The following is a 14,619-nucleotide window of genomic DNA, read 5'->3' on the forward strand; positions in this document are numbered from 1 at the left end:
AGCCCCGCGATTGCGGGGCTTTTTCATGCTCGCTTGCAGCGCGGCGATCAGTAGACGCCGGGGCCGAACAGCAGGCGCACACCGACGCGGGCGTCGCTGATGTTGAGCTTGTTGCTGTTCTCGTCTTCCAGGTCGGACTCGCGGTAGTCCGCGAACACGCCGAACTGGCGGTTGAGCTGCAGCAGGCCGCCGACGGTGAACTCCACGCCGTCCACGGTGCCGTTGTCATCCAGGTTCACATAGCCCACCTGACCGTACAGCGAGAGCATCGGCGGCAGATCCACTTCCACACGGCCATGCACGCCAAAGCCCGTCAGCTCGGACTTGCCGTTGCCGTTGGCATCCAGGGTCAGATCGATGTACTCGCCCACCGCGCCGAAGCGGACCGGGCCCGGCGTCATCCAGCTGCCGCCGATGCGCAGCTGATCGACGTCGATATCGCTGTCGCTGAGCTTGGAGGACTGATACTCGGCATTGAAACGCAGGCCGGTGTTGGCCAGCGGCGCCGTGATGCGCGCGCCGAAACCATCGCCATCATCATCGGCGGTGAGGCCGCTGAAGGCATCGGTGGCTTCGAGCTTGGTCTGCGGGATGTAGTAAAGGTCCACGCCGATCGGCGGAACCTGATAACCCGGGGCAGCCATCGCGGCGCAGGGCAGGGACAGCAGAGGCAACAGCCACAGCTTCTTGTTCATTCGGACTTCCCTCGTTGACAAATGCGTGCCCTGTCCGGGCATCGGGTTATTGGAGTCTAGATCGCACAGCTGAACACAAGGCGAATAGTTTAACCGCCTGCGCAGAGCACCGAAGACGAAACAGGCGCCTTGCGGCGCCTGTTTTTGCCCAGCGATGTAGCTACGCCGATTATTTCGTGCCCGAGTGCACAGTCGGCGTATACAGCGGGCTGTCCTGCAGCGAGAAGTAGTTCGCCAGCGCCTTGATCTCGGCATCGCTCAGGCCTGCGGCCTGGGCGCCCATGATCGGATTCTTGCGTGCGCCGCTCTTGTAGTCGTGCAGCGCGCGTTCCAGGTAGTTGTCGTACTGGCCGGCCAGCACCGGATAAGTGGGTGCAATCGGCTTGGCGCCGTTGGGACCATGACAGGCGGAGCAGATCGCGGCCTTTTCCGGAGCGGCGACCGATTCGGCCGCCAGCGCCGCCGTGGCGGGCAGCAGGCCGAGGAGAGCGTAGGTGATGAGCTGCTTCATGACGATCCTTTACGGGTGCTTCGGCGCGGTGGCGATGAAGGCGGCGATGTCGGCGATGTCCTGATCCGACAGCGAAGCAGCCTGGGCATGCATGGTGCCGTGACTACGCTCACCGGACTTGTAGGCCGTCAGCGCCGCGCCAATGTATTCCGCCGACTGACCGCCGATCTTGGGCACGCGGTAAGTGGGATAGACATTGTTGTACTTGGGAATGCCGTGGCATCCCATGCAGGTGTTGGCCTTGACGCGGCCGGCATCGACATTACCCGCCGCGGCCTGCGCGACCGGCGCGAACAGCGCCACCGCCAGCGGGGCGGTCAGGGCCAACAAGCCCCGAAGCGCGAATTTCATAGCGAAGACTCCCCAGACGTATCGTTTGAATCGGACCGAAGCGGCATGAAAGCCGCGTTATGTTCGGGGAAATGTTGCTCCCGGTCAACGCGCCGGGGCGGGCTTTGTCCTAGCAGCGGACCGGCCGCGCTGGAGTCCGTCATCATCCACCTGTTAACCTGCGCCGCATTCCCGCTCTCCTTACGCCTGCCACGCTGATGCGCGACGCTCCGGCCTTCCTCCCTACGTATTGCCGCAGGCCGGGCGCATGCTGAAGCGTCGCTTGCGTCCAGCCCCGCGCCTGAGCGGCCAGGAGTTCGCGGCCATCGACCTGGGCTCCAACAGCTTTCACATGCTGGTCGCGCGCATGAGCGGCGGCGAACTGCAGGTGATCGACCGCTTGCGCGAACCGGTGCGTCTGGCCGAAGGCCTGGACGGTGGTGGCAGCCGCAATCTGCGCACTGACGTGGCGCAGCGCGCGCTGAACTGCCTGCGGCGTTTCGGCGAACGTCTGCGCGGCATTCCCGCCGCGCATGTGCGCGCGGTGGGCACCAACACCATGCGCAAGCTCGCCGCCAACAGCGGCTTCCACGCCGAAGCCGAGGCGGCGCTGGGCCACTCCATCGAAATCATCGCCGGCCTGGAAGAAGCGCGCCTGGTCTATCGCGGCGTGATTCACGGCCGCGGCCGCGCGCATCCGCGTCGCCTGGTGGTGGACATCGGCGGCGGCAGCACCGAGCTGATCATCGGCCGCGGCGAAGAACCCCGGCTGATGGAATCGGTGTCGCTGGGCTGCGTGGTGCACACGCGCAAATTCTTCGAGGACGGCCGCATCAGCGAGGCGCGCTTCAAGCGCGCGCGCCTGGCCGCCGGCGTGGAACTGGAATTCCTGCAGCAGCCGTATCGCAAGGCGGGCTGGGATGTCGCCATCGGCTCCTCCGGCACCATCCGTGGCATCTGGCGGGTGATGAAGGAGCAGGGCTGGAGCGACGAGCACCTCACGCGCGAAGGCCTGGAGCAGGTGATCGCGCTGGCGCTCAAGCGCAAGGACATCGGCGACATCGACTTTCCCGGGCTGCGCGAAGACCGGCGTCCGGTGTTCATCGGCGGCCTGGCGGTGCTGGCCGGCGTGTTCGACACGCTCGACATCCGCCGCATGGAAACCTCCGACCGCGCCCTGCGCGAGGGCCTGCTCTACGATCTGATCGGCCGCCTGAGCGATCACGATGTGCGCGAGCAGGCGGTGGCGAGCATGGCCGAGCGCTACGGCGTGGATCTGGTGCAGGCGGAAAATCTGGAGCGCACCGCGCTTCAGATTCTCGATCAGGTCGGCGAGGCCTGGGATCTGGAACCGCATCTGGCCGGACAGTTCCTGCGCTGGGCGGCGCGCCTGCACGAGGTGGGGCTGGTGATCACCCACAACGGCTACCACAAGCATGGCGAATACATCGTCCGCCACAGCGATCTGGCCGGCTTTTCACAGACCGATCAGAAAGCGCTCGCGGCCCTGGTGCGCCTGCATCGCGGCAAGTTCGCGGCCGGTGCGCTGGCCGAGCTGCCGCAGAACTGGGTGGAGCCGCTGCGCTATCTGGCGATGATCCTGCGCCTGGCCTATCTGCTGCACCGCTCGCGCGCCGCCGATCTGAAACCGCCGCTGCGGGTGCAGGCCACGCGCCGGACCCTGGACCTGCAGTTCACGCGCAAGCACTGGCTGGACGAGCATCCGCTGACGCGCGCCGATCTGGAGCGCGAAGCGGCCCATCTGGAAACCTTGCCGATGAAACTGCGGCTGGCCTGAAAGCGCTCAGCCTTCTTCCATCAGGCGCTGCTGCACCGGCTTGCCTTCGATCTTCTCCGGACGCTGATACGAGCCGTCGGCCTGCAGCAGCCAGCTCTGCGCGCTGTCGGCCAGATACGCCTGCAGATCGATCAGGATGCGCTCGCGCAGCTTCTTGTCGAGCACCGGGAAGGCCACTTCCACGCGCTTGAACAGATTGCGTTCCATCCAGTCGGCACTGGACAGATACATCTCGGCCTCACCGCCGTTGGCGAAGTAGTACACACGGTGGTGTTCCAGAAAACGCCCCACCACCGAGCGCACGCGGATGTTTTCCGACAGCCCCTTCACGCCGGGCCGCAGCGAGCACATGCCGCGCACGATCAGCTCGATCTGCACCCCGGCCTGCGAGGCGCGGTAGAGTGCCTGGATCATCTCGGCCTCCACCAGCGAGTTCATCTTGGCGATGATCTGCGCCGGCTTGTGCTTCTTCGCGTTCTCGATCTCGCGTTCGATCTTGGCGTGCAGCTGCTTGGCCAGGGTGAACGGCGATTGCAGCAGACGGTTGAGCTTGGTGACCTTGCCCAGACTGGTGAGCTGCAGGAACACCGCGTGCACGTCCTTGCCGATGGCGGCGTCGGCGGTGAACAGGCCGTAATCGGTGTACTGGCGCGCGGTGCGCGGATGGTAGTTGCCGGTGCCCAGGTGCACGTAGTTGCGCAGCGCGCCGGTGTCCTCGCGACGCACCACCAGGCACATCTTGGCGTGGGTCTTGTAGCCGACCACGCCGTAGACCACGTGCGCGCCCACGTCCTGCAGCTTTTCGGCGAGGTCGATGTTGTTGGCCTCGTCGAAGCGCGCGCGCAGCTCCACCACCACCGTCACTTCCTTGCCGGCGCTGGCGGCTTCCACCAGGGCATCGACGATGGCCGAGCGATCACCGGTGCGATACAGGGTCTGCTTGATCGCCAGCACCTTGGGATCGCGCGCGGCCTGACGCAGGAACTCCACCACCGGCGCGAAGGCATCGTAAGGGTGATGCAGCAGCTGATCGCGCTCGCGCATCGCGGCGAACAGATCGCCGGCCAGGGCCTTGGGCACGCGCGGATTGAAGGGCGCGTACTTCAGATCGTTGCGATCGATCAGATCGGGAATCGCCATCAGGCGATGCAGGTTCACCGGGCCGTTGACCTGGTAGACGTCCTCGACATTGAGCTGCGCCACCTCCATCAGATAGCGCCAGAGTTGTTCCGGACAGTTGTGCGCCACTTCCAGACGCACGATATCGCCCCACTGGCGCTGCGACAGTTCGCCTTCCAGGGCCTCCATCAGATCCTTGGCTTCTTCCTCGTCCACCAGCAGATCGGAATTGCGCGTGAGGCGGAACTGGTAGCAGCCGCTGGCCTCCATGCCGGGGAACAGCTCGTCCACATAGGCGTGAATGACGCTGGACAGGAACACGAAGTCGTACGGTCCGCTGCCAGCCACCTCGCGCGGAATCTGGATCAGACGCGGCAGCGCACGCGGCGCCTGCACGATGGCGTAACCGGTGTTGCGGCCGAAGGCATCCTTGCCGGAGAGCTGGACGATGAAGTTCAGCGACTTGTTGAGAATGCGCGGAAAGGGATGCGCGGGATCCAGGCCGATGGGCGAGAGCACCGGCAGCAGCTCGTTCTGGAAATACTGGCGCAGCCAGCCATCCTGCTCGGCGGTCCATTCGCTGCGCCGCACGAAGCGGATCTTTTCCTTCTCCAGCGCCGGAATCAGCACCTCGTTGAACACCCGGTACTGCTCGGCGACCAGGGCATGCGCGCGGCTGGCGATGGCCACCAGGGTTTCGGCGGGGCTCAGGCCATCGGCGCCGCGATTGCCGGGGTTGAGCTCGGCCATCTGCTGCAGGCCGGCGACGCGGATCTCGAAGAACTCATCGAGATTGGCGCTGGAGATGCACAGGAACTTCAGGCGTTCCAGCAGCGGCACGGCCTCGTCCAGGGCCTGCGCCAGCACCCGGCGATTGAATTCCAGCAGCGAGAGTTCGCGGTTGAGGTAAAGATCGGCGGGCTGGAATTCCAGCTCCGGCGGGGCGTTGCTCATGATCCGGTCTGCTGCGGCAAAAACGGGGATTCAGTCTATGACAGCCGGATGAATCGCAGGTTACAAGGCCGGCCCGGCGGCAGCGATGCGCCGCAAAAAGGCCAGCAGCGGCAGATTCACCGCCTGTGGATGGGTGAGATTGGCGGCATGGGCGGCGCCTTCGATCAGCACCACGCCCTCGCCGCGCGGCAGGCCCTCGCGCAGGGCCTGGGCCTGCGCCGGCTCGATGGCGGTATCGCGGCTGCCGTGGATGACCAGGGCCGGGCAGCGGATCTCACTCAGCCGCGGCCGCAGATCATCGCGCTCCAGCAGGCAGCGGCCCGGCTCACGGATCGTCGCATGCGGACGCGCCCGCCACTTGGCGATCCAGCGCGCGTTCTCCGCCGGATCGTCGATGATGATGGTGGCGATGGTCTGCGCCAGCGCATCGACCGGCCCGACGCTGGCCCAGGTGTCGAGCAGCTGCCGGTAGGCGGCGCGCTTGTCCTCGTGCTCGGGGCCGGCCTGCGTGTCGATCAGCACCAGGGCCTGCACGCGCTGCGGCGCCAGCAGCGCCGCCCGCAGCGACAGATAACCGCCCTGCGACATGCCGGCCAGCACCGCGCGTTCGATCTGCAAGTGATCCAGCAGCGCCAGCGCGTCCCGCGCCGAATCCCAGTAGGTGAAGGGCTGGCCGTCGAACTCGCTGCGGCCGAAGCCGCGCTGGTCCCAGCTGATCACGCGAAACTCGCCGCGCAGGGCCTCGCGCTGCGCGGCGAACATCTCCTGATCCATCAGAAAGCCGTGACTGAACAGCACCGGCAGGCCCGGCCCGCCGGTATCTTCAAACTGGATCGTCTGACCGTTCAGCTGCACCTGCGGCATGGGCTTTCTCCTTCTTGCTGTTTTTCTGGTGGCGGGCCAGCAGCTCGGGCTGATGCTGCTGCAGCCAGCGGTACTGCAGCGCGTAGCGCGCCACCTTGGCGACATCGCGCAGATAGCCGGCGTTGACCGCGCCGCCGAGCACCGCGCCCAGCACCGGCATCACGCCAAGCGCCTTGCGCCGGCCCAGGTTCAGGCCCACGCGCTGCGCCAGGGTCTTCAGGCTCAGCTGCGCGGCCTCCTTGGCCAGCTCGCGTTCGGCGACACGCTCCACGCCGTCGCGCCAGGCGGCTTCATAGAGTTCGCCGCCCTCTTGCAGCGCCTGCCAGGCGCTCTGTTTTTCTTCCAGGGAATTGGCCGAGGCCAGCGCGAACACGCCGATGGCCAGGCTCTGCCCGGACTCGCCGCGCCAGTCCTCGCCGTAGCAGAAGGCGCTGCGATGGATGGTGCGCAGCGCCAGCGTCAGCAGCGTGGGCACGTCGACCACCATGCCCGCCGCACCGGCCACGCCGAACAGCGTGCCGCTGCTGCCGGCCAGGGCCATGGCGCGCCATTCCACGCGCCGCGCCTGACGGTCGCAGTCGGACAGCGGCAGTTGCGCCATCGCCGCCAGCGTGTCCACGCCGGCGGCGCGCAATACATCACGCTGCGCCGCGCTCCAGGACGCCGCCTGATCCGCGCCGCGCAGCACCGCGCGCAGCGCCGCCACCGGCACCAGATGCTGCGCGGCATAGGCGGCAATGCGCGAAGGCGGCGCCATCACCCGCGTGCCCCAGTCCGGCTGATCGTTCAGCCAGCGCTGCAGCTCGCGCCACTGCTGCTGCTCGTAGCTCTCGCGTTTCTTGCTTGCGCTCATGGCAGGACTGTAGCCGGAAACGCCGCGCGTGGCGCAAGCCCGTTATGCTGCGCGCCATGTGCCTGATCGCCCTCGCCCTGAATGCGCACCCGCGCTACCGCCTGGTGCTGGCCGCCAATCGCGATGAATTCCACGCCCGCCCCACCGCGCCGGCCGCGAGCTGGGACGATGCGCCGCTGATTTTCGGCGGTCGCGATCTGCTGCAGGGCGGCGGCTGGCTGGCCCTGCATCGCGACGGCCGCTGGGCGGCGGTGACCAATGTGCGGCGCATGGAGCCGCGCGATCCAGATGCGCCCTCGCGCGGCGAGCTGGTGGCCGGCTATCTGCGCGAGCCGCTGAATCCCGCGCAGTGGGCGGACACGCTCGCGCCACGGGCGCCGCGCTACGCCGGCTTCAACCTGCTGCTGGGCGATGCGCAAGGCGCGCACTACGCCAGCAATGCGCCGCTGTATCGCAGCGCGCCGCTGGCACCCGGCATCCACGCGGTGAGCAATGCCAGCCTGGACACACCCTGGCCCAAGCTGCTGCACCTCAAGGCCGCGCTCGCGCGCTGGTGCGCGCGGGGCGAACAAGACCCCCAGGCGCTGTTCACGGCGCTGGCCGATCCGCGCGAGGCCGAGTCCTTCGAACTGCCCGACACCGGCGTGGGCCTGGAGCGCGAGCGCTTTCTCTCGCCGGCCTTCATCCGCGGCGCCGAGTACGGCACGCGCGCCAGCACCGTGCTGTGCATCGACCACGCGCATCGTGCGCATTTCATCGAACGCCGCTTCGGGCCGGAGGGCGTGGCGCAGGGCGAGACGCAGCAGACGCTGGCGCTGCTGCCCGCCTAAGACCGAATTGTTTGTCGTTTTTTTGCTGGCGCGCCGTGCACGCGCACGACTAGCATTCCGCCATGCCCCAGCTGCCCGCCGCCCCGGAAATGACCCGCGCCTATCTGGCTTCCGATGCCAGCTATGACGGCGTGTTCTACCTGGGCGTGAAGACCACCGGCATCTTCTGCCGGCCCTCCTGCCGCGCGAAGAAACCCTTGCCGCGCAATGTCGAATTCTTCGCCACGCCCAGGCAGGCCAGCTTCGCCGGCTACCGTCCCTGCAAGCGCTGCCGGCCGCTGGAAGCGCCGGGCAAGCCGCCGGCCTGGGCGGCCCAGCTGATCGAAGCCATCGAGCGCGATCCGGGCACGCCGATCCGCGAATATCAGCTGCGCGCCCGCGGCCTGGACCCGGCACGCGTGCGGCGCTTTTTCCAGAACCATTACGGCATGAGCTTCGCCGCCTATTGCAGAGGACGTCGCATGAGTACCGCCTTTCATGACATCCGCCAGGGCCATCGTGTCGAGGACATCGCCCTGGGCAGTGGCTTTGCTTCGGCCAGCGGTTTTCGCGCCGCCTACGGCAAGACCTTCGGCGACGCACCGGGCAAGGCGACGGCGGAGCCGATCCGTCTGGCCTGGCTGGACAGCCCGCTGGGCCCGCTGGTGGCGGCGGCCAATGATCAGGGCCTGCTGCTGCTGGAATTCACCGAGCGGCGCATGCTGGACAAGCAGTTCGACGCGCTGCGCCGGTATTTCGGCTGCGCCATCGTGCCGGGCGAACATCCTTATCTCACGCAGATCCGCCGCGAGCTGGACGAATACTTCGCGGGCCGGCGCCGCGACTTCGACGTGCCGCTGGTGTATCCGGGCAGCGAGTTCCAGCGCTCGGTGTGGCGTGCGCTGCTCACGATTCCCTACGGCCAGACCTGGTCTTACGAAGCGCTGGCGCAACACGTGGGCCGCGCCGGCGCCTGCCGCGCAGTGGGCACCACCAACGGCCTGAACCGTCTGGCCATCGTCGTGCCCTGCCACCGCGTGGTAAACAAGAGCGGCAAGCTCGGCGGCTACGGCGGCGGCCTGTGGCGCAAGCAGCGCCTGCTGGAGCTCGAAGGCGTAACGCTCTGAAGCCAAGCGCGGCGCAAGCCGCGCTGGCTTATCCTTGTCGGCCTTTCTGGCGGCGGAAGAACGCGCACATGAGCGAGTGGCTCGACGTTTTGTGGCTGGGCATCATCGAAGGCGTCACCGAATTCCTGCCCATCTCCTCCACCGGCCATCTGCTGATTGCCGAACACTGGCTGGGCGCGCGCTCCGAGCTGTTCAATGTCGGCATCCAGGCCGGCGCCATGCTCGCCGTGCTGCTGATCTATCGCGAGCGTCTGCTGACGCTGCTGCTGGGCCTGCACCAGCGCGACAACCGCGACTACATCGCCAAGCTCTGCGCGGCGTTTCTGGTCACCTGCGTGGGCGGTCTGGCCGCCAAGAAGCTGGGCCTTTCCCTGCCCGAGACCGTGCAGCCGGTGGCCTGGGCGCTGATCATCGGCGGCATCGCCATCCTGCTGATCGAGCGTCATGCCGAACGCCTGCCGGTGTCCGCGCAGCTCACCTGGAAGATCGCGCTGATCGTCGGTGCCGCGCAGATACTCGCGGCGGTGTTTCCCGGCACCTCCCGTTCGGCGGCGACGATTTTCGCGGCGATGCTGGCGGGGCTGAATTCGCGTCCGCAGGCCACCGAGTTCGCCTTCCTGCTCGGCATTCCCACCATGTTCGCCGCCAGCGGGTATGAATTCCTGAAACTGGCCAAGGCCGGCGCCCTGCATCAGGAAAACTGGAGCCTGTTCGGCTTCGGCTTGCTGGTCTCGGCGGTGGTGGCCTTCATCGCCGTGAAGTGGCTGCTGCGCTATGTGCAGAGCCACCGCTTCACGGTCTTCGCCTGGTATCGCATCGCGCTGGGCGCAGCGCTGCTGGTGCTGCTGCCGGCCTGATCACTCGGCGGCAGCGGCGGGTGCGCCGCCCTGCGGACGCCGGGTGAACCAGACCGCGCCCACCAGAATCAGACACAGCCAGGCGCCCAGCCAGAAGAAATCCAGCGCCGATTTCAGATAGGCCTGCGCCGAAAGCGTGTGCGCCAGCACCGCCTGCGCCTGTGTCGCATCCAGGCCCAGGCTCTGCAGCTGCTGCAAGGGCAGCTGCAGCTGCGGCTGATAAATGCTGGAGGTGTCCGCCAGGCGTGTCTGGTGAAAGGCGGCGCGATCGTCCCAGAGCGTGGTCACCATCGAGGTCGCGAAGCTGCCGGCGGTGATGCGCAGGAAGTTCGACAGACCGGAGGCCGCCGGCACCTGCTCCGGCGGCACGCCGTCGAGCAGGATGCTGATCATGGCCACGAAGAAGGTCGCCATGCCCACACCCTGCACCAGCATCGGCAGCACAAAGGCGCTGAAGCTGGCGTCGGCGGTGTAACCGGCGCGCATGAAATACGAGACCGCATAAGCCAGCAGCGAGATGGACGCGAAGATGCGCGCGTCCACGCGGGCGATATTGCGCCCCACCAGTGGCGATACCGCCACCGCCACCAGACCCGCCGGCGCCGCCACCAGACCGGCCCAGGTGGCGTTGTAGCCCACCCAGGTCTGCATCCATAAGGGCTGCAGCACCACCGCGCCGAAGAAGGCCGCATAGCCCAGACAGAACACCGTGGTGCCCAGCGTGAAATTGCGCCGCCGGAACAGCGACAGATCGACGATGGGATGCGCCTCGCCCAGCTCCCAGATGATGAAGGCGACAAAGCCGATGCCCGCGACCAGACTCAGCAGCACGATCTGCGGCGAGTCGAACCAGCCGGCATCCTTGCCGGTGTCGAGCATGATCTGCAGGCAGCCCACCCACACGATCAATAGACTCAGGCCCACCACGTCCACCGGAATCCTGCGCATCGGCGTTTCGCTGCGCCGCAGGCCCTGCCAGCAGATCGCGGCGCAGAACAGCCCCACCGGGATATTGATGAAGAAGATCCAGGGCCAGCTGTAGTTGTCGGAAATGAAGCCGCCGAGGATGGGGCCGCAGACCGGCGCCACCAGCGTGGTCATCGACCACAGCGCCAGCGCCACGCCGCGCTTCTCCGGCGGAAACAGGCCCAGCAGCAGGGTCTGCGAACCGGGAATCATCGGTCCGGAGGTGGCGCCCTGCAGCACGCGGAACAGAATCAGCGAGGGCAGGCTCCAGGCCACGCCGCAGAGAAACGAGGCGAGCGTGAACATCAGCACCGACATCACGAAGGTGCGCACCACACCAAAGCGCTGCATCAGCCAGCCGGTGAGCGGCACCGAGATGCCATTGGCCACCGCAAACGAGGTGATCACCCAGGTGCCCTGATCGGGTGAAACGCCGAGATTGCCGGCGATGGTGGGGATCGAGACGTTGGCGATGGTGGTGTCCAGCACCTGCATGAAGGTCGCCAGGGCCAGCGCCGTGGCGATCATGCCGCGCGACAGCGGCGGCGATGCGCCCGCCGCGGGGCTGGCAGCGCCTGCGCTCACGCGCCGGACCTGCCACTGTTGGCGGCGATGATCGCCTGGATGTGCTGCTCCACCTCGGCATCGTTCTGCGCGGCGGCCTGCGCCTGCGGCGCGGCACGGCTGCGCAGCTGCCTGGCCAGGGTGCTGCCGGACTGATCGTGCACGTCGATCTCCACGATCATCGACAGGCCCACACGCAGCGGATGCTCGCTGAGCTGCTTTTCATCCAGCGCGATGCGCACCGGCAGGCGCTGCACGATCTTGATCCAGTTGCCGCTGGCGTTCTGCGCGGGCAGCAGCGCGAAGGCGCTGCCGCTGCCGGCGGCCAGGCCCGCGACGTGACCGTGATAATCCACGCCGCTGCCGTAGTAGTCCGCGTGCAGACGCACCGGCTGGCCGACGCGCACGTCCTTGAGCTGCACTTCCTTGAAGTTGGCGTCCACCCAGGCCTGTTCCAGCGGCACCACCGCCATCAGCGGCGCACCGGCATTGATGCGCGCGCCGATCTGCACGCCGCGCCGCGCGATCACGCCGGACACCGGCGCCACGATGCGCGTGCGCTGCAGGGCCAGCGCCGCTTCGCGCACGCGCGCGGCGGCGGCGAGCACCTGCGGATGATGCGCGACATCGGTGTGATCGATCTGCGCCGTGGTGCTGGCCAGCTGCTCGCGCGTCGCCGACAGCGAGGCATTGAGCTGCGCCACCAGATCGCGGGCATGCGTCAGTTCCTCGGCCGAGATCGCGCCATCGGCCGACACCGCCTCGCGACGCTTGAGATCGGACTGCGCGCCGCGCAGCGCCACCTCGCGCTCGCGCTGCTGCGCACGCAGACCGTCGGCCTGCGCGAACAGCGCGCGCACCTGACGCACGGTGCGGCCCAGCTCGGCCTCGGCGCCGGCCAGCGCCAGCTGCGCATCGGCCGGATCGAGCTGCACCAGCAGCTGCCCGCGCTCGACGTGCTGGGTGTCGTCCACCGCCACGCTGAGCACCGTGCCGCCGACCGAGGCGCTGATCTGCACGATGTCGCTGGATACGTAGGCATCGTCGGTGCTCACGTACCAGCGGCCATGCACGAACCACCACAGGCCGTAGCCGCCGAAGACCAGCAGCAGAACCACCGCCAGAATCAGCAGACGGCGGCGACGCGGATTGGGCGCGGCGGGAGCGGCGCCAGAAGCAGGAGTGGTGTTCATGAGCGGGGCGTGCCGCTGACCGCGGCCTGTTGAGTGTCGGAATGGAAGCTGCCGCCGAGCATCAGCAGCAGGCTGACGCGGCTGGTGATCAGCTGGCAGCTGCTGTCGAGCAGCTCGCGCTGCGCGCCCAGGGTCTGCAACTGCAGGTCCAGCACCGGCAGACGTGAGCCCAGGCCCGCGCCATAGCGTTGCTGCGCCAGCTGCTGCGCGCGCTGCGCGGCCTGCACGCGGTTCTGCTGCTGGGCGAGTTGCTGTTCCAGCGAACTCACCTGGCTGAGCTGATCGGCGACATCGCGCACCGCGTCGAGCACGGTCTGGTTGTATTGCGCCACCACCAGATCCAGCTGCGCGGTGGCGCCGCGATAATCGGCGCGCAGACGCTGCGAATCGAACAGCGGCAGATGCAGACCCGGCCCGGCGCCGTAGCCGGCGCTGGCAGCCTGCAGCAGCTGGTCCAGACCCACCGACTGGTAGCCGGCAAAAATCTTCAGGCTCACATCCGGATAGAAGGCCGCCCGGGCGGCGTCACGGCCGGCGCCGGCGGCGTCCACGCGCGCGCGCGCCGCCAGCACATCGGGCCGGTGCGCGAGCAGATCGATGGGCAGCTGCTCGGGCAGGGGCAAGGCCGCGTCGAGCTTGAGCTGCGGCCGCTTCAGCTGCGCATAGGCATCCGCGCCATGGCCGCTGAGCGCGGCGAGGCGATGCACCGCCAGCTCGCGCGCAGTCTGTGCCTGCTGCAGCTGCACCTGTGCCTGCGCCAGCTGCGCCTGCGCGTTCTGCAGCTGCAGCGCGTTGTCGAGTCCAGCCTGCAGGCGCTGCTGCGAAAGCTGCAGCTGCGTCTGGCGCTGCGTCAGGCTCTGCGTGGCGATATCGATCAGACCGTAGGCGCGATGCAGATCGACGTAGGCCTGGGCGATGGCGCCGGCCAGGGCCAGACGTGCGGCTTCGTGGTCCAGCACCACGGCCTGCTGCTCGCCGCGCGCCTGACGCAGCAGATCGGCCTGCCGCCCCCAGAAGTCGAGATCCCAGTTGAGATTCAGGCCCAGATCGGCGAACCAGTAGGTGCCGCCGCCATGCGGATTGAAGCCGCTGGCGGCCGGCGGATAGATGTAGTTCTCCGAGAGCCGCTGGCGCTGCACGCTGCCGTCCAGCGCATAACGCGGCTTGCCGCCGGCAGCGGCGGCCTGCGACTGCGCCTGTGCGCCACGCATGCGCGCCAGCGCCTCGTCCAGCGAAGGATTGTGTGCCAGCGCCTCGGCGATCAGCGCATCGAGCTGGGCATCGCCAAAGCTCTGCCACCAGGCTTCGGGCGCCGCGCTGAATGCCGCGCCGGCCAGGCCCAGCTGCTGCGTGTCGATGGCCTGCGTGCGCGGTGCTTCCTTCTGCGGCAGCACGCAGGCGCCCAGCAGCGCAGCGGCGGCAATCAGGCTCAGACGCTGCGGCTTCATGCGGCTTCTCCATCACGCTGCGCGCGCCAGTCCTGCAGACTGCCGATCAGCTTCTTGAGCAGGCGCGTAAGCTCGTCGAGTTCGCCGCGCGTGAAATTTTCCAGCACCTCGTTGAGGCGGCCGACCACCAGGGCGGTGACTTCGTCGAGCTTGCGCTCACCCTTGGCGGTGAGCTTGAGCGTCACCACGCGGCGGTCTTCCTCGCTGCGCTGACGCTGCAAAAAGCCCTGTGCTTCCAGCTGGTCGAGCATGCGGGTCAGCGCGCCATTGTCGTGGCTCATGGCGCGGCACAGCTCGCTGGCGGTCAGCGCCAGGCCTTCGCGCAGTTTGCGCATGGCGATCCACTGCATGAAGCTGATCTCGTGACCGGCGAGAATCTCGTCGGCGCAGTCGTGCATCAGGCTGTGCGCCATCTTGCTCAGATAGCCGAGGCTGTCCTGCGAGCGGAAGCGCTTGGGGTCGTAATATTTCATTGCCGCAACAATATTTGCTTAGGCAAATATTGTTGCGGCAGGCAAATGCCGCCGTCAA

At 67.5% G+C, this 14,619-nt stretch carries 14 protein-coding genes; 4 read left to right on the forward strand and 10 right to left on the reverse strand.

What is annotated here, in order from left to right:
• Positions 1–47: 47 nt before the first annotated feature.
• From BMY12_RS07850 to BMY12_RS07860, 3 genes are all read right to left on the reverse strand, one after another.
• Positions 48–695 carry an outer membrane protein gene (locus BMY12_RS07850; RefSeq protein ID WP_093284221.1) on the reverse strand — a complete coding sequence of 216 codons (648 nt, stop codon included), beginning with the start codon at positions 693–695 and terminating at the stop codon, positions 48–50.
• Positions 696–864: 169 nt separating this feature from the next.
• Positions 865–1,206, reverse strand: a complete 342-nt coding sequence (locus tag BMY12_RS07855) for a c-type cytochrome (RefSeq protein ID WP_093284223.1) — start codon at positions 1,204–1,206, stop codon at positions 865–867.
• 9 nt (positions 1,207–1,215) lie between these two features.
• Positions 1,216–1,557 (reverse strand): c-type cytochrome, encoded by a 342-nt coding sequence (locus tag BMY12_RS07860; protein ID WP_093284225.1) that lies wholly within the window; start codon positions 1,555–1,557, stop codon positions 1,216–1,218.
• 247 nt (positions 1,558–1,804) lie between these two features.
• Here BMY12_RS07860 and BMY12_RS07865 point away from each other — a divergent pair, with 247 nt between their 5' ends.
• Complete coding sequence (locus BMY12_RS07865) at positions 1,805–3,334, forward strand: Ppx/GppA phosphatase family protein (protein WP_093284228.1); 1,530 nt, start codon at positions 1,805–1,807, stop codon at positions 3,332–3,334.
• Positions 3,335–3,340: 6 nt separating this feature from the next.
• Here the strand turns inward: BMY12_RS07865 and ppk1 are convergent, their stop codons facing one another.
• Genes ppk1 through BMY12_RS07880 form a run of 3 tightly spaced genes read right to left on the reverse strand, consistent with a single transcriptional unit; the run spans position 3,341 to position 7,124 of the window.
• On the reverse strand, positions 3,341–5,407 hold the full coding sequence (ppk1, locus tag BMY12_RS07870; protein WP_093284230.1) for a polyphosphate kinase 1: 2,067 nt from the start codon (positions 5,405–5,407) through the stop codon (positions 3,341–3,343).
• Between the two features lie 60 nt (positions 5,408–5,467).
• Entirely contained in the window at positions 5,468–6,271 is an 804-nt protein-coding gene (locus tag BMY12_RS07875; protein WP_093284233.1) for an alpha/beta fold hydrolase, read from the reverse strand.
• Positions 6,231–7,124, reverse strand: a complete 894-nt coding sequence (locus BMY12_RS07880; RefSeq protein ID WP_093284235.1) for an EcsC family protein — start codon at positions 7,122–7,124, stop codon at positions 6,231–6,233. The genes BMY12_RS07875 and BMY12_RS07880 overlap by 41 nt, the downstream gene beginning before the upstream one ends.
• 44 nt (positions 7,125–7,168) lie before the next feature.
• Between BMY12_RS07880 and BMY12_RS07885 the strand changes: the two genes are divergently transcribed.
• The 3 genes from BMY12_RS07885 to BMY12_RS07895 all read left to right on the forward strand — a co-directional run bounded on the left by BMY12_RS07885 (position 7,169) and on the right by BMY12_RS07895 (position 9,917).
• The gene (locus tag BMY12_RS07885) at positions 7,169–7,954 is read left to right on the forward strand and encodes an NRDE family protein (protein ID WP_218140122.1); all 786 of its coding nucleotides are present in this window, start codon (positions 7,169–7,171) and stop codon (positions 7,952–7,954) included.
• A 62-nt stretch (positions 7,955–8,016) separates the two neighbouring features.
• Entirely contained in the window at positions 8,017–9,060 is a 1,044-nt protein-coding gene (locus tag BMY12_RS07890; RefSeq protein ID WP_093284238.1) for a bifunctional transcriptional activator/DNA repair enzyme AdaA, read from the forward strand.
• A gap of 68 nt (positions 9,061–9,128) precedes the next feature.
• Complete coding sequence (locus BMY12_RS07895) at positions 9,129–9,917, forward strand: undecaprenyl-diphosphate phosphatase (RefSeq protein ID WP_093284240.1); 789 nt, start codon at positions 9,129–9,131, stop codon at positions 9,915–9,917.
• Here the strand turns inward: BMY12_RS07895 and BMY12_RS07900 are convergent, their stop codons facing one another.
• From BMY12_RS07900 to BMY12_RS07915, 4 genes are read right to left on the reverse strand one after another with little or no spacing between them, the layout of a single operon-like run.
• Positions 9,918–11,411 carry a DHA2 family efflux MFS transporter permease subunit gene (locus tag BMY12_RS07900; RefSeq protein WP_093284588.1) on the reverse strand — a complete coding sequence of 498 codons (1,494 nt, stop codon included), beginning with the start codon at positions 11,409–11,411 and terminating at the stop codon, positions 9,918–9,920. It abuts the gene before it with no gap.
• 53 nt (positions 11,412–11,464) lie between these two features.
• Positions 11,465–12,640: an HlyD family secretion protein gene (locus BMY12_RS07905; RefSeq protein WP_093284243.1), complete on the reverse strand. Its 1,176-nt coding sequence runs from the start codon at positions 12,638–12,640 to the stop codon at positions 11,465–11,467.
• Entirely contained in the window at positions 12,637–14,088 is a 1,452-nt protein-coding gene (locus BMY12_RS07910) for an efflux transporter outer membrane subunit (protein ID WP_093284246.1), read from the reverse strand. Before BMY12_RS07910 ends, BMY12_RS07905 begins: the two co-directional genes overlap by 4 nt.
• Entirely contained in the window at positions 14,085–14,561 is a 477-nt protein-coding gene (locus tag BMY12_RS07915; RefSeq protein WP_093284249.1) for a MarR family winged helix-turn-helix transcriptional regulator, read from the reverse strand. The genes BMY12_RS07910 and BMY12_RS07915 overlap by 4 nt, the downstream gene beginning before the upstream one ends.
• Positions 14,562–14,619: the final 58 nt, after the last annotated feature.

The sequence above is a fragment of the Solimonas aquatica genome (genome assembly GCF_900111015.1).
Lineage (GTDB): Bacteria > Pseudomonadota > Gammaproteobacteria > Nevskiales > Nevskiaceae > Solimonas > Solimonas aquatica.

Bases quoted from the DNA above. Each gene is read 5' to 3' on its own strand.
- BMY12_RS07850 (WP_093284221.1), bottom strand. From the start codon at position 695: ATGAACAAGAAGCTGTGGCTGTTGCCTCTGCTGTCCCTGCCCTGCGCC.
- BMY12_RS07855 (WP_093284223.1), bottom strand. From the start codon at position 1,206: ATGAAGCAGCTCATCACCTACGCTCTCCTCGGCCTGCTGCCCGCCACG.
- BMY12_RS07860 (WP_093284225.1), bottom strand. From the start codon at position 1,557: ATGAAATTCGCGCTTCGGGGCTTGTTGGCCCTGACCGCCCCGCTGGCG.
- BMY12_RS07865 (WP_093284228.1), top strand. From the start codon at position 1,805: ATGCTGAAGCGTCGCTTGCGTCCAGCCCCGCGCCTGAGCGGCCAGGAG.
- ppk1 (WP_093284230.1), bottom strand. From the start codon at position 5,407: ATGAGCAACGCCCCGCCGGAGCTGGAATTCCAGCCCGCCGATCTTTAC.
- BMY12_RS07875 (WP_093284233.1), bottom strand. From the start codon at position 6,271: ATGCCGCAGGTGCAGCTGAACGGTCAGACGATCCAGTTTGAAGATACC.
- BMY12_RS07880 (WP_093284235.1), bottom strand. From the start codon at position 7,124: ATGAGCGCAAGCAAGAAACGCGAGAGCTACGAGCAGCAGCAGTGGCGC.
- BMY12_RS07885 (WP_218140122.1), top strand. From the start codon at position 7,169: ATGCTGCGCGCCATGTGCCTGATCGCCCTCGCCCTGAATGCGCACCCG.
- BMY12_RS07890 (WP_093284238.1), top strand. From the start codon at position 8,017: ATGCCCCAGCTGCCCGCCGCCCCGGAAATGACCCGCGCCTATCTGGCT.
- BMY12_RS07895 (WP_093284240.1), top strand. From the start codon at position 9,129: ATGAGCGAGTGGCTCGACGTTTTGTGGCTGGGCATCATCGAAGGCGTC.
- BMY12_RS07900 (WP_093284588.1), bottom strand. From the start codon at position 11,411: ATGATCGCCACGGCGCTGGCCCTGGCGACCTTCATGCAGGTGCTGGAC.
- BMY12_RS07905 (WP_093284243.1), bottom strand. From the start codon at position 12,640: ATGAACACCACTCCTGCTTCTGGCGCCGCTCCCGCCGCGCCCAATCCG.
- BMY12_RS07910 (WP_093284246.1), bottom strand. From the start codon at position 14,088: ATGAAGCCGCAGCGTCTGAGCCTGATTGCCGCCGCTGCGCTGCTGGGC.
- BMY12_RS07915 (WP_093284249.1), bottom strand. From the start codon at position 14,561: ATGAAATATTACGACCCCAAGCGCTTCCGCTCGCAGGACAGCCTCGGC.